The 20,038-nt window shown below is 62.0% G+C and carries 20 protein-coding genes and 1 tRNA gene; 19 read left to right on the top strand and 2 right to left on the bottom strand.

Annotated elements, in window-relative coordinates:
* Position 1: 1 nt before the first annotated feature.
* On the bottom strand, positions 2 to 445 hold the full coding sequence (locus tag ABDB81_RS06370; protein WP_346810432.1) for a DUF3619 family protein: 444 nt from the start codon (positions 443 to 445) through the stop codon (positions 2 to 4).
* A complete protein-coding gene (locus tag ABDB81_RS06375; RefSeq protein ID WP_137923001.1) occupies positions 442 to 1,008 on the bottom strand; it encodes an RNA polymerase sigma factor in 567 nt (188 codons plus the stop codon). The genes ABDB81_RS06370 and ABDB81_RS06375 overlap by 4 nt, the downstream gene beginning before the upstream one ends.
* A gap of 377 nt (positions 1,009 to 1,385) precedes the next feature.
* Here ABDB81_RS06375 and ABDB81_RS06380 point away from each other — a divergent pair, with 377 nt between their 5' ends.
* The 19 genes from ABDB81_RS06380 (at position 1,386) to nuoE (ending at position 20,038) form a co-directional block, all read left to right on the top strand.
* Entirely contained in the window at positions 1,386 to 3,149 is a 1,764-nt protein-coding gene (locus ABDB81_RS06380) for an acetolactate synthase 3 catalytic subunit (protein WP_137923002.1), read from the top strand.
* Positions 3,149 to 3,640: an acetolactate synthase small subunit gene (gene ilvN / locus ABDB81_RS06385; protein ID WP_137923003.1), complete on the top strand. Its 492-nt coding sequence runs from the start codon at positions 3,149 to 3,151 to the stop codon at positions 3,638 to 3,640. Before ABDB81_RS06380 ends, ilvN begins: the two co-directional genes overlap by 1 nt.
* 134 nt (positions 3,641 to 3,774) lie before the next feature.
* On the top strand, positions 3,775 to 4,791 hold the full coding sequence (gene ilvC, locus ABDB81_RS06390; protein WP_160471760.1) for a ketol-acid reductoisomerase: 1,017 nt from the start codon (positions 3,775 to 3,777) through the stop codon (positions 4,789 to 4,791).
* A gap of 273 nt (positions 4,792 to 5,064) precedes the next feature.
* On the top strand, positions 5,065 to 5,718 hold the full coding sequence (locus ABDB81_RS06395; RefSeq protein WP_137923005.1) for a phosphatidylserine decarboxylase: 654 nt from the start codon (positions 5,065 to 5,067) through the stop codon (positions 5,716 to 5,718).
* A 34-nt stretch (positions 5,719 to 5,752) separates the two neighbouring features.
* Complete coding sequence (gene pssA / locus ABDB81_RS06400; RefSeq protein WP_137923006.1) at positions 5,753 to 6,667, top strand: CDP-diacylglycerol--serine O-phosphatidyltransferase; 915 nt, start codon at positions 5,753 to 5,755, stop codon at positions 6,665 to 6,667.
* Positions 6,668 to 6,759: 92 nt separating this feature from the next.
* Positions 6,760 to 7,263 carry a peptidoglycan-binding protein LysM gene (gene lysM, locus ABDB81_RS06405; protein ID WP_137923007.1) on the top strand — a complete coding sequence of 168 codons (504 nt, stop codon included), beginning with the start codon at positions 6,760 to 6,762 and terminating at the stop codon, positions 7,261 to 7,263.
* A 311-nt stretch (positions 7,264 to 7,574) separates the two neighbouring features.
* Positions 7,575 to 9,116: a 2-isopropylmalate synthase gene (locus ABDB81_RS06410; protein ID WP_137923008.1), complete on the top strand. Its 1,542-nt coding sequence runs from the start codon at positions 7,575 to 7,577 to the stop codon at positions 9,114 to 9,116.
* 227 nt (positions 9,117 to 9,343) lie between these two features.
* Positions 9,344 to 10,645, top strand: a complete 1,302-nt coding sequence (locus ABDB81_RS06415) for a branched-chain amino acid ABC transporter substrate-binding protein (RefSeq protein ID WP_346810433.1) — start codon at positions 9,344 to 9,346, stop codon at positions 10,643 to 10,645.
* Between the two features lie 171 nt (positions 10,646 to 10,816).
* Positions 10,817 to 11,086: a 30S ribosomal protein S15 gene (gene rpsO / locus ABDB81_RS06420; protein ID WP_137923009.1), complete on the top strand. Its 270-nt coding sequence runs from the start codon at positions 10,817 to 10,819 to the stop codon at positions 11,084 to 11,086.
* A 463-nt stretch (positions 11,087 to 11,549) separates the two neighbouring features.
* Positions 11,550 to 13,709, top strand: coding sequence for a polyribonucleotide nucleotidyltransferase (gene pnp, locus ABDB81_RS06425; protein WP_160471764.1), 2,160 nt, complete (start codon positions 11,550 to 11,552; stop codon positions 13,707 to 13,709).
* Between the two features lie 143 nt (positions 13,710 to 13,852).
* On the top strand, positions 13,853 to 14,857 hold the full coding sequence (locus tag ABDB81_RS06430) for an NAD(P)H-quinone oxidoreductase (protein WP_160471766.1): 1,005 nt from the start codon (positions 13,853 to 13,855) through the stop codon (positions 14,855 to 14,857).
* A 122-nt stretch (positions 14,858 to 14,979) separates the two neighbouring features.
* Positions 14,980 to 15,717, top strand: coding sequence for a triose-phosphate isomerase (tpiA, locus tag ABDB81_RS06435; protein WP_137923012.1), 738 nt, complete (start codon positions 14,980 to 14,982; stop codon positions 15,715 to 15,717).
* A gap of 50 nt (positions 15,718 to 15,767) precedes the next feature.
* Positions 15,768 to 16,130, top strand: coding sequence for a preprotein translocase subunit SecG (gene secG / locus ABDB81_RS06440; RefSeq protein ID WP_137923013.1), 363 nt, complete (start codon positions 15,768 to 15,770; stop codon positions 16,128 to 16,130).
* A gap of 209 nt (positions 16,131 to 16,339) precedes the next feature.
* Positions 16,340 to 16,424: transfer RNA gene (locus ABDB81_RS06445), tRNA-Leu, on the top strand.
* Between the two features lie 178 nt (positions 16,425 to 16,602).
* Entirely contained in the window at positions 16,603 to 16,962 is a 360-nt protein-coding gene (locus ABDB81_RS06450) for an NADH-quinone oxidoreductase subunit A (RefSeq protein WP_137923014.1), read from the top strand.
* Positions 16,963 to 16,968: 6 nt separating this feature from the next.
* On the top strand, positions 16,969 to 17,451 hold the full coding sequence (locus tag ABDB81_RS06455) for an NADH-quinone oxidoreductase subunit B (RefSeq protein ID WP_008643342.1): 483 nt from the start codon (positions 16,969 to 16,971) through the stop codon (positions 17,449 to 17,451).
* A 1-nt stretch (position 17,452) separates the two neighbouring features.
* Positions 17,453 to 18,052 (top strand): NADH-quinone oxidoreductase subunit C, encoded by a 600-nt coding sequence (locus ABDB81_RS06460; protein WP_346810434.1) that lies wholly within the window; start codon positions 17,453 to 17,455, stop codon positions 18,050 to 18,052.
* Between the two features lie 10 nt (positions 18,053 to 18,062).
* Positions 18,063 to 19,316 carry an NADH-quinone oxidoreductase subunit D gene (locus ABDB81_RS06465; RefSeq protein WP_160471768.1) on the top strand — a complete coding sequence of 418 codons (1,254 nt, stop codon included), beginning with the start codon at positions 18,063 to 18,065 and terminating at the stop codon, positions 19,314 to 19,316.
* Between the two features lie 221 nt (positions 19,317 to 19,537).
* Positions 19,538 to 20,038 carry an NADH-quinone oxidoreductase subunit NuoE gene (nuoE, locus tag ABDB81_RS06470; RefSeq protein ID WP_137923017.1) on the top strand — a complete coding sequence of 167 codons (501 nt, stop codon included), beginning with the start codon at positions 19,538 to 19,540 and terminating at the stop codon, positions 20,036 to 20,038.

The raw sequence follows: 20,038 nt of genomic DNA on the forward strand, positions 1-20,038 counted from the left end.
CCTATTGGTCGCGGTCGCGCTTCAGGAACACGTGGAAGCCCTGGTCGGCATAGGCCGAGGGCGGCAGGTCGTCGAGCAGCATCGCGGCGTCCACATCGGCCAGTTCCTCGACGCGTTTCTGTTCCTGCCAGCGATAGATACCCAGCAGGCCCGCGCCCAGCGCCACCAGTGTCCAGACCAGTGCAAGCTTGCGCATCCATGCGCCAGCACGGTGCAGGGGCGTGTCGCCCTCGTCTTCGAAGGCGAAGCCGCGCGGCGCGCCCGGCATGGCCAGTTGCGGTGCATGGGCAGGTGCCTCGGCCTTTCGGGCGGCCAGCGCCATCCGCCGCGCGGCGGCCAGCCGGTCGGAAATGTCTTGCGGCACGGCATCCGCAGAGGCATCGAGTGCCAGGCGGATCTGGTGCGCAATGCGCCGTTCGTGAATATCTCGTTCGTTTCTGCTCATAGTCGGACCCCCCGCGCACGCAAGGCTTGCGCCAGTGTGTGAGTTGCACGGGAACAGTGCGTCTTGACGCTGCCCTCCGAGCAGCCCATCACGGCTGCCGTTTCGGCCACGTCCATATCCTCCCAGTAACGCATCAGGAAAGCCTCGCGTTGACGCGTGGGGAGTCGCTGTATTTCCTGTTCGATGATGTGCATGACCTGGGCGCGCTCCACCTTGTCGGCGCTGCTCTCGGACATCTGGGTGCCGGATTCGGCCTCGAGCGTCTCCAGCAGGTCGCTGTCGTCGCCTTCGCGCTCGTCGCGAAGGTTGGAGAACAAGGTCACCCAGGTATTGCGCACCTTCTGGCGGCGGAACCAGTCGTGGATGGTGTTCTGCAAGATGCGCTGGAACAGGGGCGGCAGTTCCGCGGCACTTTTGTCGGCGTACTTCTCCGCCAGCTTGATCATGGCGTCCTGCACGATGTCCAGTGCAGCTTCGTCATCCCGCACGGCGAATACGGCCTGCTTGAAGGCGCGGCGCTCCACACTGGCGAGAAAATCGGAGAGTTCCTTGTCGGTGGCCATGCAGGCAGAAACAGCAGTTGGGCGGGGATGCCGGGTCGAATGTGCCGTCCAAGTCCTTTGGCACTCCGAAGATGTCTGCGATGCTAGCAAAAAACAGGTCGTTTCGGCCACTGCTGTATTCAAGTGCAGACATGAAGGCTGCCTCCGCAGCGGGCGCCGGTGTGGCGTTCATGCGCCGCGCTGGTGCGGCAGTGCAAAAAGTTCTTTTATTGCGTCGCAGCCTTGCAGTATCATCGGCGGTTCACACGACATCAGTGGTTGTCTCATCAGACCGCTTATAAGGCGGTCTTCTCATGCAGACGCGCACCGCTTGAACCCGAGCCACAAGCCCGGCAGAGAGCATCCAAACAATTTTTTGCCGAAAATTGCAAAGGAAAATGAACATGCACAGCGCGGAAACTTCCCACGCAGATAGCAATTCATCCTCCGCCCGAGAAATGATCGGAGCGGAAATCCTCGTCAATGCACTTGCCGAAGAAGGCGTCGAGTACGTCTGGGGCTACCCCGGCGGCGCAGTGCTTTATATCTACGACGAGCTCCACAAGCAAACGAAATTCGAACACATCCTGGTCCGCCACGAGCAGGCCGCCGTGCATGCCGCTGACGGCTATGCCCGCGCGACCGGCAAGGTCGGCGTTGCCCTGGTGACTTCGGGTCCGGGCGTGACCAATGCCGTGACCGGTATTGCCACGGCTTACCTGGACTCGATCCCGATGGTGGTGATCACCGGCAACGTGCCGACCCACGCCATTGGCCAGGACGCCTTCCAGGAATGCGATACCGTCGGCATCACGCGTCCGATCGTCAAGCACAACTTCCTCGTGAAGGATGTGCGCGACCTGGCCGCGACGATCAAGAAGGCGTTCTTCATCGCCGCAACCGGCCGTCCCGGCCCCGTGGTCGTCGACATTCCGAAGGACGTGTCGCGCAACGCCTGCAACTACGAGTACCCGAAGGCCGTGGACATGCGGTCCTACAACCCGGTCAACAAGGGTCACTCGGGCCAGATCCGCAAGGCCGTGGCGCTGCTGCAAGGCGCCGAGCGTCCGTACATCTACTCGGGCGGCGGCGTGGTACTGGCCAACGCCAGCGAAGAGTTGCGCGAGCTGGCAGCCCTGACGGGCCACCCGGTGACCAACACGCTGATGGGCCTGGGCGCGTTCCCGGGTTCGCACAAGCAGTTCGTCGGCATGCTCGGCATGCACGGCACGTATGAAGCCAACATGGCCATGCAGAACTGCGATGTGCTGATTGCCATCGGCGCACGCTTCGATGACCGCGTGATCGGCAACCCGGCGCACTTCACGTCGCAGGCACGCAAGATCATTCATATCGACATCGACCCGTCGTCGATCTCGAAGCGCGTCAAGGTGGATATTCCCATCGTCGGCAACGTCAAGGACGTGCTGCAGGAACTGATCGCCCAGATCAAGGCCAGCGACGCCAAGCCGAAGCGCGAGGCGCTGGCGAAGTGGTGGGACCAGATCGAGCAATGGCGTTCGGTGGACTGCCTCAAGTACGACCGCAATTCCGAGATCATCAAGCCGCAATACGTGGTGGAAAAGATCTGGGAACTGACGAAGGGCGATGCATTCATCTGCTCGGACGTGGGTCAGCACCAGATGTGGGCTGCACAGTTCTACAAGTTCAACGAGCCGCGCCGCTGGATCAACTCCGGTGGCCTGGGCACGATGGGCGTGGGCCTGCCGTACGCCATGGGCATCAAGAAGGCGTTTCCGGACAAGGAAGTGGTCACCATCACCGGTGAAGGCTCGATCCAGATGTGTATCCAGGAACTGTCGACCTGCCTGCAGTACGACACCCCGGTGAAGATCTGCTCGCTCAACAACGGCTACCTCGGCATGGTGCGCCAGTGGCAGGAAATCGAGTACGACAACCGTTACTCGCATTCCTACATGACTGCGCTGCCGGACTTCGTGAAACTGGCGGAGGCCTATGGCCACATCGGCATGCGTATCGAGAAGACGTCTGACGTCGAACCGGCGCTGCGCGAAGCCTTCCGACTCAAGGATCGCACCGTGTTCCTGGACTTCCAGACGGACCCCACGGAAAACGTGTGGCCGATGGTTCAGGCCGGCAAGGGTATCTCCGAAATGCTGCTTGGCGTGGAGGACCTGTGATGCGACACATTATCTCGGTCCTGCTGGAAAACGAACCCGGCGCGCTGTCGCGCGTGGTGGGCCTGTTCTCTGCACGCGGCTATAACATCGAGACGCTGACGGTGGCGCCCACCGAAGATGCGTCGCTGTCCCGGATGACCATCGTCACCACTGGCTCGGATGATGTGATCGAACAGATCACGAAGCATCTGAACCGGCTGGTCGAAGTGGTCAAGGTTGTCGACCTGACCGAAGGTGCGCACATCGAACGCGAGCTCATGCTCGTCAAGGTGCGTGCCGTGGGCAAGGAGCGCGAGGAATTGAAGCGCACTGCCGACATCTTCCGTGGTCGCATCATCGATGTGACTGAAAAGACGTACACCATCGAGCTGACCGGTAACGGCGGCAAGCTGGATGCGTTCCTCGATGCCATCGACCGCACCGCGATCCTGGAAACCGTCCGTACGGGCGGGTCCGGCATCGGCCGTGGCGAGCGCATCCTGAAGGTCTGACCGGCGCCCCCGGCAACAGAGCACGGCCACAAGCCGACAGCAGTATCCCGAAGCGGCGCTTCGCCACGTTATCGAACAGCCGTTGCGTCCCGCCGCCACCTAATACGAAGATTTGAGAAATTGAAGGAACCATCATGAAAGTGTTTTACGACAAGGACGCTGACCTCTCCCTCATCAAGGGCAAGAACGTCACCATCATCGGCTACGGCTCGCAAGGCCATGCCCACGCACTGAACCTGAAGGATTCGGGCGTCAACGTGACGGTCGGTCTGCGCAAGAGCGGCGCGTCGTGGAACAAGGCCGTCAATGCTGGCCTGCAAGTGAAGGAAGTGGCCGAGGCAGTGAAGGGCGCCGACGTGGTCATGATCCTGCTGCCGGACGAGCAGATCGCCGACGTGTACAAGAACGAAGTGCACGACAACGCCAAGGAAGGCGCAGCACTGGCCTTCGCCCACGGCTTCAACGTGCACTACGGTGCCGTGATCCCGCGTGCCGACCTGGACGTGATCATGATCGCCCCGAAGGCCCCGGGCCACACGGTGCGCTCGACGTACGCGCAAGGCGGCGGTGTGCCGCACCTGATCGCCGTGCATCAGGACAAGTCCGGCGCTGCTCGCGACATCGCCCTGTCGTACGCTACCGCCAACGGCGGCGGCCGTGCCGGCATCATCGAGACGAACTTCCGCGAAGAAACCGAAACCGACCTGTTCGGCGAGCAGGCCGTGCTGTGCGGCGGCACCGTCGAGCTGATCAAGGCTGGTTTCGAGACGCTGGTGGAAGCCGGCTACGCGCCGGAAATGGCGTACTTCGAGTGCCTGCACGAACTGAAGCTGATCGTCGACCTGATCTACGAAGGCGGCATCGCCAACATGAACTACTCGATCTCGAACAACGCCGAATACGGCGAGTACGTCACCGGCCCGCGCGTCGTGACCGAAGAGACCAAGAAGGCCATGAAGCAGTGCCTGAAGGACATTCAGACCGGCGAATACGCCAAGAGCTTCCTGCTGGAAAACAAGGCAGGCGCCCCGACGCTGATCTCGCGTCGTCGCCTGACGGCCGAGCACCAGATCGAAGAAGTGGGTGGCAAGCTGCGCGCGATGATGCCGTGGATCGCCAAGAACAAGCTGGTCGACCAGTCGAAGAACTAAGCAAGACAGGCAGAAAGCGGGCCCTGGCCGGACGGCCGGGTGCCTTGCGGAACGCCTCAGCCGCCCGGTTCGCCGCCAGTCCCCTGATATCAGGGAGACATTTCGGCGGAGACCGGGCGGCTTTTTGTTATCCTTGTCGGACTTTTTCAGGCGCTGGCCTGAAACTTTCTTATATTTCGCATCGACAGCCCGATTCCGCGTGCGTGCAGCAATCCGCACCGGGTCTGTCGACAGGGTTTGCAAAAACCGCGCGACCAACAGAACAATGCTTGCATGAACTATCCTCATCCGCTGATCGCCCGTGAAGGCTGGCCATTCCTGGCCGGCGCATTCATCATCTCGCTGCTGGTCCAGGTCAGCGCGGGTTTCTGGTGGGCGTTGCCGCTGTGGATCATTACGGTCTTCGTGCTGCAGTTCTTCCGGGACCCGCCGCGCCCGATTCCCTCGGCTCCCAACGCAATCCTGGCGCCGGCCGATGGCCGTATCGTGGTGGTCGAGAAGACCATGGATCCATACGCTGGCCGCGAGGCGCTGAAGATCAGCGTGTTCATGAACGTATTCAACGTGCATTCGAATCGCGCCTCGCTCGACGGCAAGGTCGAGAAGCTCGAATATTTCCCGGGCAAGTTCGTGAACGCCGATCTGGACAAGGCTTCGCTCGAAAACGAACGCAACGCCGTGGTCATTCGGCGCGCAGCCGACGGCCAGCTCGTCACGCTGGTGCAAGTTGCCGGCCTGGTGGCGCGCCGCATCCTCTGCTATACGAAGGTTGGCGATACGCTGTCGCGCGGCCAGCGTTACGGCTTCATCCGTTTCGGTTCGCGCGTTGACGTGTACCTGCCCGTGGATGCGCGCCCGCGCGTGACGATCGGCGAGAAGGTGTCGGCGTCCTCGACCGTGTTGGCCGAGCTGGACGTCCAGGCCTGAACGGCCACGGACCCGTCCGCACAGGAGACCTCGCATGGGTGCCTTCAATCGACGCAACAAACGCGTCAGCAACGGCAACGTGACGCATCTGCGCCCGTTCCGCCATAACCAGCTACGCAACGAGGCCGAAGGCTACGACGCGGACGCCGACGACGAACACGACATCGAGTACGTGCGACCGCGCCGGCGCGGCATCTACCTGTTGCCCAACGCGTTCACTACCGCGGCGCTGTTCGCCGGATTCTTCGCCATCGTGCAGGCGATGAACATGCGCTTCGACGTGGCCGCCATCGCCATTTTCGCGGCCATGGTGCTCGACGGCATGGACGGCCGCGTGGCACGTATCACGAACACCCAGAGTGCCTTCGGCGAGCAGTACGATTCGTTGTCCGACATGACATCGTTCGGCGTGGCGCCGGCGCTGGTCATGTACGAGTGGATCCTGCATGACCTGGGTAAATGGGGCTGGATTGCGGCCTTCGTCTACTGCACCTGCGCGGCGCTGCGCCTGGCGCGCTTCAATGCGAATATCGGCGTGGTAGACAAGCGATTCTTCCAGGGACTGCCGAGCCCGGCGGCTGCCGCGCTGATCGCGGGTTTCGTCTGGCTGGCGATCGACAACAAACTGCCCGTCAAGGAGTTGTGGATGCCATGGGCGGCGTTCGCGATCACGATGTATGCCGGGTTGTCGATGGTGTCCAACGCACCGTTCTACAGCGGCAAGGCACTCGACGTGCGGTTTCGCGTGCCGTTCGGCATGATGGTGCTCGTGCTGGTGCTGTTCGTGGTGGTCTCGTCGGACCCGCCCGTGGCGCTGTTCGGCCTGTTCGTTGCGTATGCGATCTCGGGCTATATCCTGTGGGCCTGGCGTTCGATCCATGGCGATCCCGGGGGTGTTCGCAAGTCGCGGACGGCAGGGGTTGGTGGCAACGTCGGCAAGGATGATTAAGTTGTTTCGATGAAGGGCGCTCTTGAGCGCCCTTTTTTGTTTTGATGGCTGTTTCACTAGTTCGTAGTCCGTTCCACATCAAGGAGAACGTCATGGGCATGTTTGACTTCATCAAGGAAGCTGGCGAGAAGCTGTTCGGCAAGGGCGAGGCCAAGGCGGCGCAGGAAGCGGCAAAGGCAGATCCCGGTGCAGCCGAGAAGGCAGAAGCTGCCAATCGGGCAGCCGGTGACGCCATCGAGGCGTATATCGCGCAGATGGGCCTGAGTGCGACTGGATTGACGGTGACCGTCGATGGGTCGCAGGGCAAGGTCACCGTGTTTGGCGTGGCGCCGGACCAGGCCACGCGCGAGAAGATCATTCTGTGCGCGGGTAACGTCGAGGGCGTCGAGTCAGTGGAAGACAAGATGTCTGTCAACGTGGAAACGGCCGAGTCGCAATGGCACACGGTGGTGAAGGGCGATACGCTGTGGGCGATCTCGCAGGCGGCCTACGGGAATGGCGCCGAGTACAACAAGATCTTCGAAGCGAACAGGCCGATGCTGTCGCATCCGGACAAGATCTACCCGGGCCAGAAGTTGCGCATCCCGCCGAAGTGAATCTGGTTCGGTTAACGCGCTGGTTGCAAGCTCGCTGCAAACCGGCTATAGTCGCCGACATGATTTCGCGCCAGATCCTCATCGCTCGCACCGTTCTAGGTGGCCTACTAGGCCGTCAGGTCGGGTCGCGCGCGCGCTAAGGGATCGTCAGTTCGCCCTAGCGCGGAAATCACCAGGATTTTCAAACGCCCCGGCCTGCATCGATGCACGCCGGGGCGTTTTGCATTCTGACCGAATGCCCGGTGTACGGAATGCGGCACGCGGTGGTACGGATACAGCAGCACATAAGGCACAGCCCAGGAGCTCCACAAATGTCTGACAAACTCATCATTTTCGACACCACCTTGCGCGATGGCGAGCAGTCGCCCGGCGCATCCATGACCCGCGAAGAAAAGATTCGCATTGCGCGTCAGCTGGAACGCCTGAAGGTCGATGTGATCGAGGCCGGCTTTGCTGCCAGTTCCAACGGCGACTTCGAGGCGATCCGCTCGATCGCCCAGGTCGTCAAGGACTCGACGATCTGCTCGCTGGCTCGCGCCAACGACAAGGACATCGCCCGTGCCGCCGAGGCATTGAAGCCGGCCAACTCGTTCCGAATCCATACGTTCATCGCCACGTCGGCGCTGCACATGGAAAAGAAGTTGCGCATGACGCCGGACCAGGTGTACGAACAGGCCCGCCTGGCCGTGCGCTTCGCACGCCAGTTCACCGACGACATCGAGTTCTCGCCGGAAGACGGCAGCCGCTCGGACATGGATTTCCTGTGCCGTGTGCTGGAAGGTGTGATCGCCGAAGGCGCCACCACGATCAATCTGCCGGACACCGTGGGCTACGCCGTGCCGGAAGGCTATGCGGAACTGATCCGCTCGGTGCGCGAGCGCATTCCGAATTCGGACAAGGCGGTGTGGTCGGTACATTGCCATAACGACCTCGGCATGGCCGTGGCCAACTCGCTGGCTGCCGTGAAGCTCGGCGGTGCGCGCCAGATCGAATGCACGATCAATGGCCTGGGCGAACGCGCCGGCAATACCAGCCTTGAAGAGGTCGTGATGGCCGTCAAGACGCGCCGCGACTACTTCAACATGGATGTTGGCATCGACACCACGCAGATCGTGCCGGCATCGAAGCTCGTGTCGCAAGTGACCGGCTTCGTGGTGCAGCCGAACAAGGCCGTGGTAGGCGCCAACGCGTTTGCACACGCGTCCGGCATCCACCAGGACGGCGTGCTCAAGGCGCGCGATACCTACGAAATTATGCGTGCGGAAGACGTGGGCTGGACTGCCAACAAGATCGTGCTGGGCAAGCTCTCGGGCCGCAATGCGTTCAAGCAGCGCCTGCACGAACTCGGTATCGAACTGGAAAGCGAAGCCGAGATCAATGCCGCGTTCACGCGCTTCAAGGAACTGGCGGACCAGAAGGCCGAGATCTTCGACGAAGACATCATGGCCATCGTGTCCGACGAAGAGCAGGAGCATGCCAACGAGCACTACCGCTTCGTGTCGCTGTCGCAGCGCTCGGAAACCGGCGAGCGTCCGCATGCCCGCGTGGTGTTCAACGCCGATGGCACCGAGCAGGTTGGCGAGGCCGAGGGCAATGGTCCGGTGGATGCCACGCTGCATGCGATCGAAGGCAAGGTCGGCAGCGGCGCAGAACTCGTGCTGTACTCGGTGAACGCCATCACCGCCGGTACGCAAGCACAGGGCGAAGTCACGGTGCGACTGTCGAAGGCGGGCCGCATCGTCAACGGCGTGGGCACCGACCCCGATATCGTGGCGGCGTCGGCCAAGGCTTACCTGGCTGCACTGAACAAGCTGCACGACAAGGCTGTGCAGAAGATCAATCCGCAGATCTGATTCGGAATCTTGCGATGGGATGGCCGGGCCCAGAAAGCCCGTCCATCATGGACCGCCCCCGGCGCTTATCGAGCGTGGCAGGGCGGTTTTTCCGTTTTAAATCTCGCAAACTCTCGCAATCACATAGGAATTCGTCGATTTCCGTGTCGTTGCGGCATCGGTGCCAACTGCCGTAACATCGCGCGTCTTGGTTGGGGATTGCACGGCAACACTGGAGTATGGCGAGTATGTCGATGGTCGGATTTGGGAAGCGCGGGCTGGGTGCCTGGGTTGGGGCAGCGCTCATCTGCCTGGCGGCGGGTGTTCACGCGCAGGTGCCTGCGTCGGGGAGCCAGGGCAAACCGATCCAGCTCGGGATGATCGATGGCCTGTCCGGCTCGTTTGCCAACGCCGGCGAAGCCGTGGTGCGCAACCTGCGGCTGGCCATCGAGCGTATCAACGAAAAGGGTGGCGTGAAGCTACCCGATGGCCGTCATCCGCTGGAACTGGTGACATTCGACAGCAAGGGAAACGTCGATGAAAGCCTGATCCAGTTCCGCAGTCTCGTGGACAAGCGTATTCCGTTCGTCTTGCAGGGAAACAGCTCGGCCGTGGCCGGCGCACTGGTCTCGGCGATCAACCGCCACAATCAGCGCCAGCCCGATGCGCGGGTGCTGTTCCTGAACTATTCCGCCGTCGATCCCTCGCTCACCAACGAGAACTGCAGCTTCTGGCACTTCCGGTTCGACGCCAGCGCAGACATGCGCATGCAGGCGCTGACCGATACCATTCGTACCGAGCACGCGGTGCGCAAGATTTATCTGATCGATCAGGACTACAGCTTCGGCCATCAGGTAGCGCGCTCGGCGCGCGAGATGCTGGCGGCCAAGCGCCCGGACATCCAGATCGTGGGCGATGAATTCCACCCGATCGGCAAGATCAAGGACTTCGCGCCGTATATCGCCAAGATCAAGGCCAGCGGCGCCGACGCGGTCATCACGGGCAATTGGGGTAACGACCTGACGTTGATGGTGAAGGCCGCACGCGAAGGCGGCCTGAGTGCGCGCTTCTACACGTTCTATGGCAACGGCCTCGGCGCGCCTGCGGCCATGGGCGATGCCGGCGTGGGCCGCGTGCTGGCCGTGGCCGAGTGGCACCCGAACGTGGGTGGTGCCGCGTCCGATGCGTTCTACCAGTCTTTCCATAAGCGCTATCCCGATCCGCGCGACGACTACGTGCATCTGCGGATGCAGATGATGGTGGAGATGCTGGCGCGCGCCATCGAGCACGCCGGCACCACCGATGCCGTGGCCGTGGCATATGCGCTGGAGAACATGCGTTTCACCAACGGCTTCCATGAGGCGACGATCCGCGCCGACGACCATCAGGTGCTGCAACCGCTCTACGTGTCCGTCATGGCGAAGCAGGGTGGCGAGGTGCGGTTCGACAACGAAGGCTCGGGCTATGGATTCCGCACGGTGAAGCGGCTCAAATCGGCGCAGACCACGCTGCCGACCACGTGCCGCATGGAGCGCCCGCCGGCCCGCTGACAGGCCCCGGCACATTGGATGTCGCCGGCTCGCGGTTTTCAGCTATAATGCGCGGCTGTCGTTCGATCCCGGCCATGTGCGGGGGCAGGGCGGCGGTTGCCAAGTTTTTACAAGGCACGACGCAAGTGGCGCATCCCGCGCTGCAGCGTTCGCAAGTCAAGGGAAATCATCATGGCATTTGCCAACATCAACAAGACTGAAGTCATTCAGAAGTTCGCCCGCGGCGCCAACGACACGGGTAGCCCCGAAGTCCAGGTCGCTCTGCTGACCACCCGCATCAACGAACTGACCCCCCACTTCAAGGCCAACATGAAGGATCACCACAGCCGCCGCGGTCTGCTGCGCATGGTGAGCCGTCGTCGTCGTCTGCTGGACTACCTCAAGGCCAACGACGCTGATCGTTACCGCGCCCTGATCGAAGCCCTGGGCCTGCGCAAGTAAGGTCTGCGGATGGCAGCACGAATCCTGCGAAAGCTGTTTGCGCACGATTTCACGTGAGGCCGCAATGCCTGCGTCAGCAATGCTGAGGCAGGCATTTTGCTTTTCTGGTCGGGCGTTTGCTGGTGCCCGGCTAGTGTTGATGTAATCTTTGCTGCACTATTTGGCTGGGCGACAGGGCCTGGCGCCGTTGCATCCCACGGTGCGACGGAGTAAGTTACCTCGCTCTTTATCGTGCTTTTCCAAGCATCGTGACACCGGAGCCGGCCAAGGAAACGGGGTTTTGTGTCATTCCATCGCGTAGTACATCGTCAGAATGCGGACGGTGGCGCGATGGAATGGCATAGCACTTCCCTGAGACTGAGGTCCGGAGCGACTCCGGCAGTTCGCCTGCCGCTGCGAGCGCAGGCGCCAGCTGGCCGTATCAGTATTGACGGCCGGCAAAGCAAGTAATCAAGGAACGCTCATGACCATGTTCAACAAGATCGTCAAGGAATTCCAGTGGGGCCAGCACAAGGTCCGCATGGAAACTGGCGAAATCGCCCGCCAGGCGTCTGGCGCAGTGATCGTCGACATCGAAGACACCGTGGTGCTGGCCACCGTGGTGGCAGCCAAGAGCCCGAAGGCGGGCCAGGACTTCTTCCCGCTGACCGTCGACTACATCGAGAAGACCTACGCAGCAGGCAAGATCCCCGGTGGTTTCTTCAAGCGTGAAGGCCGTCCGTCGGAAAACGAAACGCTGACGTCGCGCCTGATCGACCGTCCGCTGCGTCCGCTGTTCCCGGAAGGTTTCTATAACGACGTGCAGGTGGTGATCCACGTGCTGTCGATCAACCCGGAAGTGCCGGCCGACATCCCGGCCCTGATCGCTTCGTCGGCCGCGCTGGCCGTGTCGGGCATTCCGTTCAATGGTCCGGTGGGCGCTGCCCGCGTGGGTTACAAGGACGGCCAGTACCTGCTGAACCCGACCCGCCCGCAGATCGCCACGTCGGAAATGGACCTCATCGTCGCCGGTACCGAGCGCGCCGTGCTGATGGTGGAATCGGAAGCCAACCAGCTGTCGGAAGAGATCATGCTGGGTGGTGTGGTGTACGGCCATGAGCAATCGCAGATCGCCATCAACGCGATCCACGAACTCGTGCGCGAAGGCGGCCGTCCCGAGTGGGATTGGGCACCGGCAGCCAAGAACGAAGCCCTGATCGCCAAGGTCGGCGAGATCGGCCTGCCGCTGCTGCAGGAAGCCTATCAACTGCGCCAGAAGTCGGCACGCAGCGCCAAGCTCAAGGAAATCTACGCCTCGGTGCAGACGAAGCTGGCCGAAGCCGGTGTGGAAGCCGAGAAGGTGGAAGTCGGCAACATCCTGTTCGACCTTGAAGCGAAGATCGTCCGTGGCCAGATCCTGGCCGGCGAGCCGCGTATCGACGGCCGCGACACGCGCACGGTGCGCCCGATCGAGATCCGCTCGTCGGTGCTGCCGCGCGCCCACGGTTCGTCGCTGTTCACGCGTGGCGAAACCCAGGCACTGGCCGTGGCCACGCTGGGCACACGCAGCGATGAGCAGATCATCGATGCGCTGGCTGGCGAGTACCGCGACCGCTTCATGCTCCACTACAACATGCCTCCGTTCGCCACTGGCGAAACGGGTCGCGTGGGTAGCCCGAAGCGCCGTGAAATCGGCCATGGCCGTCTGGCCAAGCGCGCACTGATCCCGGTGCTGCCGAAGGAAGACGAGTTCGCATACACGATCCGCCTGGTCTCGGAAATCACCGAGTCGAACGGTTCGTCGTCGATGGCTTCGGTCTGCGGCGGCTGCCTGGCACTGATGGACGCCGGCGTTCCGGTGAAGGCGCACGTGGCCGGTGTGGCCATGGGCCTGATCCTGGAAGGCAACAAGTTTGCCGTGCTGACCGACATCCTGGGCGATGAAGATCACCTGGGCGACATGGACTTCAAGGTTGCAGGTACCGATGCTGGTATCACCGCGCTGCAGATGGACATCAAGGTGCAGGGCATCACCAAGGAAATCATGCAGGTGGCACTGGCGCAGGCGCGCGAAGGCCGCATGCACATCCTGGGCAAGATGCAGGACGCCATGGGCCATGCCCGCACGGAACTGTCGGCACACGCTCCGCGCATGATCACGATGAAGATCCATCCGGACAAGATCCGCGAAGTGATCGGCAAGGGTGGTTCGACGATCCAGGCGCTGACCAAGGAAACGGGCACGTCCATCGACATCCAGGAAGACGGCACGATCACCATCGCGTCGACCTCCAACGAAGGCATGGCTGAAGCCAAGCGTCGTATCGAAGGCATCACCGCGGAAGCCGAAGTGGGCAAGATCTACCCGGGCACCGTGCTGAAGCTGCTGGACTTCGGCGCCATCGTGAACATCCTGCCGGGCAAGGACGGTCTGCTCCATATCTCGGAGATCGTCAACGAGCGCGTGAAGGACATCAAGGACTGGCTGAAGGAAGGCCAGCAGGTTCGCGTGAAGCTGATCCAGGCCGACGAAAAGGGTCGTCTGCGTCTATCGCTGAAGGCAGCGCTGGCGGAAGAGGGCGGCAGCATCAGCCCGATCAACCCGCAAGGCGATGCACCGACCTCGCCGGAACAGCAGCAGTAAGCTGATCCCGAGGTAGCGATACCGATGAAAGCGGCTGGCGATGTCCAGCCGCTTTTTTGTTTACACTGCCGCTCAGCCATTTCCTGCATGCTGCGCGCAGAAGTCCGCGTGCGCATCGACATCGCCATTAATGAGGAGTCATCATGAAAGCCATCGAGATCCGCGAGTACGGCGGCCCAGAGGTCCTGCAACCCGCCCAGCGCCCCGACCCGGAGCCGAAGGCCGGCGAGATCCTGATCCGCGTTGCGGCGGCAGGCATCAATCGCCCCGACGTATTCCAGCGCACCGGCAACTATCCCGTGCCGCCGGGCGCATCCGATCTGCCGGGCCTGGAAGTGGCGGGCGTAGTGGTGGGCGGTGACCTGTCGAACCCCGCCAATCGTTTCGGCCTCAAGGCGGGTGATCGCGTGTGCGCGCTGGTCCAGGGCGGCGGTTACGCCGAGCTGTGCACCGCGCCGATCGAGCAGTGCCTGCCGGTTCCCGAAGGTCTCAGCGATATCGAGGCTGCCGCATTGCCCGAGACGTTTTTCACGGTATGGAGCAACGTGTTCGATCGTGGCCTGCTCGGCAAGGGTCCGCGCGGCGCGGCCGAGACGCTGCTGATCCAGGGCGGTTCGAGCGGCATCGGCACAACGGCCATCCAGGTTGCCAAGGCGATGGGCTTCAAGGTCCTGGTCACGGCAGGCAGCGATGACAAGTGCAAGGCATGCGTAGACCTGGGTGCCGACCACGCGATCAACTACAAGACGCAGGATTTCGTGGCCGAGGTCAAGGCGTTGACCGAAGGCAAGGGCGTCGACGTGATCCTCGACATGGTGGCAGGCTCGTATCTGGCGCGCGAACTGTCGTGCATTGCCGACGACGGCCGCATCGTCATCATCGCGCTGCTCGGTGGCAGCAAGGCCGAGATTCCGCTGGGCGATATCCTGCGTCGCCGGATCACGATCACAGGTTCCACGCTGCGTCCGCGTCCGGCTTCGTTCAAGGGCGCCATTGCGCAAGCGTTGCACCATAACGTCTGGCCGCTGCTGGCTGCCGGCAAGATCAAGCCCGTCATCCACAAGGTGTTCCCTGCGGAGCAGGCGGCCGACGCCCATCGGCTGATGGAGTCGAGCGAGCATATCGGCAAGATCGTGCTTACCTGGTAAGCGTGCGGTGCCACGCCGGCGGTGCTGCCCGGCGTGGCGTCTTCCGCAATTGTCTGCCCGCTGCTGGCGGCACCCCCTTGACCACGCTACAATAGCGGGTTTGATTCAAGGGGGAGACCGTTGTGAGACAAAAGCTGGTCATCGGCAATTGGAAGATGCACGGCAGCCTGGCCGCCAACGCGGCTTTGCTCGAAGGTATCAAGGCAGCACCCGCCAAGGCGAAACTGGCGGTTTGCGCACCGTTCCCCTATCTTGCCCAGTGCCAGTCGCTGCTCACGGGTTCCCAGGTGGCCTGGGGTGCTCAGGATGTGTCGGCCGAGACGCGCGGCGCCTTTACTGGCGAAGTCGCGGCACCGATGCTGAGCGAGTTCGGTTGCACCTATGTGCTGGTGGGCCATTCGGAGCGCCGCACGTATCACGGCGAATCCGATGCGGCCGTTGCTGCCAAGGCGCTGCGTGCGCTGGAATCGGGCATCGTGCCTGTGGTCTGTGTCGGTGAGACGCTGGCCGAGCGCGAAGCCGGCCAGACCGAAGCGGTAGTGGGTCGTCAACTGCAGGCTGTGCTCGATGCGTTGTCTATCGACCAGCTTGGCAAGATCGTTCTGGCCTATGAGCCTGTCTGGGCGATCGGCACGGGCAAGACCGCTTCGAGCGACCAGGCGCAGGCCGTACACGCGGCGCTGCGCGCCCAGGTGGCGGCGAAGAACGTGGCTGTGGCTGAGCGTATGGCCATCCTGTACGGCGGCAGCGTGAAGCCCGACAATGCCGTCGAACTGTTTTCGATGTCCGATATCGACGGGGGCCTCATTGGGGGTGCCTCGCTGAAGGCGGATGATTTCCTCGCTATCGGCAAAGCCTGAATGCCGGATGCGACTGTCTGATCAGGCAAGTACGAAACGAATTTAACCAAATGGCAATCTTCAAGACTTTGTTGGTCGTTGTGCAGGTCCTGTCCGCGCTAGGCGTGATCGGCCTCGTCCTGCTGCAGCATGGCAAGGGTGCGGACGTCGGCGCGGCGTTCGGTTCCGGTGCGTCGGGCAGTCTGTTCGGCGCCTCGGGCTCGGCCAACTTCCTGTCGCGTACCACGGCCGTCCTCGCGGCGCTGTTTTTCGTGTGTACGCTGGGACTGACGTTGCTTGGCAACTACAAGCCGCAGGCCTCGCTTGGCGTCATGGGCGCGGCACAACAACCGGCAGCGGCGTCCGCGCCTGCTGCCTCGGCACCGGCAGCCAATGGCGCGTCGGCACCCGCTGGTCCCGCAGTACCGAAGTAAGCGCTAAGTCTGCGCAATAATCGAACACTGAGTTCGCGGATTCCTGATTTTATTTGTGGTTGTGCATTGAACAAATCAGGAATCATGAGTTAGAATGCAAGGCTTGAAACGATTCCCCAGCGCGGGGCGAAAGCCAGAAGAAAGACTCTTCTGACCCAGCTTCGTAGGGCCTGAAAAACCCGGCGCAAGGCAATATTGTTTCTCCCCCAGCCGACGTGGTGAAATTGGTAGACACGCTATCTTGAGGGGGTAGTGGCGAAAGCTGTGCGAGTTCGAGTCTCGCCGTCGGCACCAAAAAACTTGATCGGAAGTTCGTGCATTCCCATTGATGCAGCAATGCAGAGGGATTGCATGGACTGTCCGGCAGTCCGCAAGGCGGCGCCGTAGCTATGACGGGATGGCGCCTGGGGTGGGCAACAGGTCGCCGCTAGCTGGTGCTGTTGACAACATTCCAGATAAGGCTGGCCGTACCTTGACTCTCGAAGCCTACTTCCCCGTCCTCGTCTTTATCCTCTTTGGCATCGTGCTCGGTGGAGTACTGATGTCCATCGGTCGGATCCTCGGTCCCTACAAGCCTGACGCAGCGAAGCTCTCTCCCTACGAGTGCGGTTTCGAAGCGTTCGAGGATGCGCGCATGAAGTTCGACGTGCGCTATTACCTCATCGCCATCCTGTTTATCCTGTTCGATCTCGAAACTGCCTTCCTGTTTCCCTGGGGCGTTGCCCTCAAGGACATCGGCTGGCCGGGATTCATCGCCATGGGCGTGTTTCTGCTGGAATTCATCGTGGGCTTCGTCTACATCTGGAAAAAGGGCGCGCTCGATTGGGAGTGATGTGAAATGGCAATCGAAGGCGTTCTCAATGAAGGCTTTGTCACGACGACCGCTGACAAGCTGATCAACTGGACCCGTACGGGTTCCCTTTGGCCCATGACTTTCGGTCTGGCCTGCTGTGCAGTGGAAATGATGCACGCCGGCGCCGCCCGCTACGACATGGACCGTTTCGGCGTGATTTTCCGCCCGTCGCCGCGTCAGTCGGACGTGATGATCGTGGCCGGTACGCTATGCAACAAGATGGCGCCCGCGCTGCGCAAGGTCTATGACCAGATGGCGGAACCGCGCTGGGTAATCTCGATGGGCTCGTGCGCCAATGGCGGCGGCTACTACCACTACTCGTATTCGGTGGTGCGTGGCTGCGATCGCATCGTGCCGGTCGATATCTATGTTCCGGGCTGCCCGCCGACGGCGGAAGCGCTGATCTACGGCGTGATCCAGTTGCAGAACAAGATCAAGCGCACCAACACCATCGCGCGCAAGGGCTGACATGGCGAAACTCGATACCCTCAAGGCTACGCTCGAGAAGGTGCTGGGCAAGCGTGTCCAGAGCCTGAGCGAGGCAGTCGGCGAACTGACGCTGGTCGTGAAGGCTGCCGACTATCTCGAAGCGGCCCTGATGCTGCGCGATGATCCGTCGCTGCGCTTCGAACAGGCCGTCGACCTGTGCGGCGTGGACTATTCCGAATATGCCGAAGGCACCTGGGCCGGCCCGCGCTTTGCCGCGGTCACGCACCTGCTTTCGGTGACGCACAACTGGCGTCTGCGCCTGCGTGTGTTCGCGCCGGACGATGACATGCCGGTGCTGCCGTCGCTCAACGATGTCTGGAATTCCGTGAACTGGTTCGAGCGCGAAGCGTTCGACTTCTACGGCATCGTGTTCGAAGGCCACAACGACTTGCGCCGCATCCTGACCGACTATGGTTTCGTCGGCCATCCGTTCCGCAAGGACTTCCCGGTCTCGGGTTACGTGGAAATGCGTTACGACCCGGAACAGAAGCGGGTCATCTACCAGCCGGTGACGATCGAACCGCGCGAAATCACGCCGCGCGTGATTCGCGAGGACGCATACGGCGGCACGCAGCACTGAGAACGGCGTCATGGCAGATATCAAGAACTACACACTCAACTTCGGTCCCCAACACCCAGCAGCCCACGGCGTGCTGCGCCTGGTGCTTGAGCTGGATGGCGAAGTCATCCAGCGCGCCGATCCCCACATCGGCCTGCTGCACCGTGCCACTGAAAAGCTGGCCGAGCAGAAGACCTGGATCCAGAACGTTCCCTACATGGACCGCCTCGACTACGTGTCGATGATGGTCAACGAACACGCCTACGTGATGGCAATCGAGCGCCTGCTGGGCCTCGAGGTGCCGGTTCGCGCGCAGTACATCCGCGTGATGTTCGACGAAATCACCCGCCTGCTGAACCACCTGATGTGGATCGGCTCGCACGCACTCGACGTGGGCGCGATGGCGGTGTTCCTCTACGCGTTCCGCGAGCGCGAGGACATGTTCGACATGTACGAGGCGGTGTCGGGTGCGCGCATGCACGCGGCCTACTACCGTCCGGGCGGCGTCTACCGTGACCTGCCTGACACGATGCCGCAATATCGTGCGTCCAAGGTGCACAACGAGAAGGCCATCAAGGTGATGAACGACGCCCGTTCGGGCTCGTTGCTGGACTTCATCGAGGACTTCACGAACCGTTTTCCGACATATGTCGATGAATATGAGACGCTGCTGACCGATAACCGTATCTGGAAGCAACGTCTTGTGGATATCGGCGTGGTGACGCCGGAGCGTGCGCTGCAGATGGGCTTTACCGGTCCGATGCTGCGCGGTTCGGGTATCGAGTGGGATCTGCGCAAGAAGCAGCCGTACGAAGTGTACGACCAGCTCGACTTCGACATCCCCGTGGGCACGGCCGGTGACTGCTATTCGCGTTACCTGGTGCGCGTGGAAGAGATGCGCCAGTCGAACCGGATCATCAAGCAGTGTATCGACTGGCTGCGTCGCAACCCGGGTCCGGTGATCACCGAGAACCACAAGGTGGCACCGCCGTCGCGGGTGGACATGAAGTCGAACATGGAAGAGTTGATCCACCACTTCAAGCTCTTTACCGAAGGCATGCACGTGCCGCCGGGCGAGGCTTACGCAGCGGTGGAACATCCGAAGGGCGAGTTCGGGATCTATGCGATTTCCGACGGTGCGAACAAGCCGTACCGCCTGAAGATCCGCGCTCCCGGCTATGCACACCTGGCCGCGCTCGACGAGATGGCCAGGGGACACATGATTGCGGACGCGGTCACGATCATCGGTACGCAGGACATCGTGTTCGGCGAGATCGACCGCTAAGGGATACCCGGTAACCGGCAAGTATCCCGTCACAGGCCGTTGCCCGGACGACGATCCGGGCGTGTTCGGCCGGCCCCGGCGGTAGCGGTGGCGGCAGGCGGTGCCTGCAACGGATCGGCGAGGACGCTTCAGGCGTCCGGGCCGGCAGAACATGGCAGCGACGGCTGCAAACCAGTGGAGTGGCGCCAAACGCGCGGCTCTGCCGTATTACTGCAATGACCATGCTATCAGCAGAAGCTCTCAAGGAAATCGATCGCGCGATCGCGAAATATCCGACCGACCAGAAACAGTCGGCCGTGATGGCGGCACTCGCCGTGGCCCAGGGCGAAGTGGGCTGGGTTTCCCCCGATGTCATGCAGTTCGTCGCCAGCTACCTGGACATGCCGCCCGTGTGGGTGGAAGAGGTGGCCACGTTCTACAACATGTATGACACCAAGCCGGTGGGCAAGTACAAGCTCACCGTCTGCACGAACCTGCCTTGCGCGCTGTCTGGCGGCGACCGGGCGGGCGAATACCTGAAGCGCAAGCTCGGGATCGACTACAACGAGACGACCGCCGACGGCTGCTTCACGCTGAAGGAAGGCGAGTGCATGGGCGCTTGCGGCGATGCGCCGGTGATGATCGTCAACAACACCCGCATGTGCAGCTTCATGAGCGATGCAAAACTCGACGAACTCGTCGACGAGCTCAAGGCAGAAGCCGCCGCCAAGGGGGACAAGTAA

Origin of the sequence: Cupriavidus sp. DL-D2, assembly GCF_039710735.1 — a bacterium.
In the GTDB taxonomy this organism is placed as follows: domain Bacteria; phylum Pseudomonadota; class Gammaproteobacteria; order Burkholderiales; family Burkholderiaceae; genus Cupriavidus.

Excerpts from the sequence above, each read along its gene's own strand:
- ABDB81_RS06370 (WP_346810432.1), bottom strand. The coding sequence starts at position 445 with ATGAGCAGAAACGAACGAGATATTCACGAACGGCGCATTGCGCACCAG.
- ABDB81_RS06375 (WP_137923001.1), bottom strand. The coding sequence starts at position 1,008 with ATGGCCACCGACAAGGAACTCTCCGATTTTCTCGCCAGTGTGGAGCGC.
- ABDB81_RS06380 (WP_137923002.1), top strand. The coding sequence starts at position 1,386 with ATGAACATGCACAGCGCGGAAACTTCCCACGCAGATAGCAATTCATCC.
- ilvN (WP_137923003.1), top strand. The coding sequence starts at position 3,149 with ATGCGACACATTATCTCGGTCCTGCTGGAAAACGAACCCGGCGCGCTG.
- ilvC (WP_160471760.1), top strand. The coding sequence starts at position 3,775 with ATGAAAGTGTTTTACGACAAGGACGCTGACCTCTCCCTCATCAAGGGC.
- ABDB81_RS06395 (WP_137923005.1), top strand. The coding sequence starts at position 5,065 with ATGAACTATCCTCATCCGCTGATCGCCCGTGAAGGCTGGCCATTCCTG.
- pssA (WP_137923006.1), top strand. The coding sequence starts at position 5,753 with ATGGGTGCCTTCAATCGACGCAACAAACGCGTCAGCAACGGCAACGTG.
- lysM (WP_137923007.1), top strand. The coding sequence starts at position 6,760 with ATGGGCATGTTTGACTTCATCAAGGAAGCTGGCGAGAAGCTGTTCGGC.
- ABDB81_RS06410 (WP_137923008.1), top strand. The coding sequence starts at position 7,575 with ATGTCTGACAAACTCATCATTTTCGACACCACCTTGCGCGATGGCGAG.
- ABDB81_RS06415 (WP_346810433.1), top strand. The coding sequence starts at position 9,344 with ATGTCGATGGTCGGATTTGGGAAGCGCGGGCTGGGTGCCTGGGTTGGG.
- rpsO (WP_137923009.1), top strand. The coding sequence starts at position 10,817 with ATGGCATTTGCCAACATCAACAAGACTGAAGTCATTCAGAAGTTCGCC.
- pnp (WP_160471764.1), top strand. The coding sequence starts at position 11,550 with ATGACCATGTTCAACAAGATCGTCAAGGAATTCCAGTGGGGCCAGCAC.
- ABDB81_RS06430 (WP_160471766.1), top strand. The coding sequence starts at position 13,853 with ATGAAAGCCATCGAGATCCGCGAGTACGGCGGCCCAGAGGTCCTGCAA.
- secG (WP_137923013.1), top strand. The coding sequence starts at position 15,768 with ATGGCAATCTTCAAGACTTTGTTGGTCGTTGTGCAGGTCCTGTCCGCG.
- ABDB81_RS06455 (WP_008643342.1), top strand. The coding sequence starts at position 16,969 with ATGGCAATCGAAGGCGTTCTCAATGAAGGCTTTGTCACGACGACCGCT.
- ABDB81_RS06460 (WP_346810434.1), top strand. The coding sequence starts at position 17,453 with ATGGCGAAACTCGATACCCTCAAGGCTACGCTCGAGAAGGTGCTGGGC.
- ABDB81_RS06465 (WP_160471768.1), top strand. The coding sequence starts at position 18,063 with ATGGCAGATATCAAGAACTACACACTCAACTTCGGTCCCCAACACCCA.
- nuoE (WP_137923017.1), top strand. The coding sequence starts at position 19,538 with ATGCTATCAGCAGAAGCTCTCAAGGAAATCGATCGCGCGATCGCGAAA.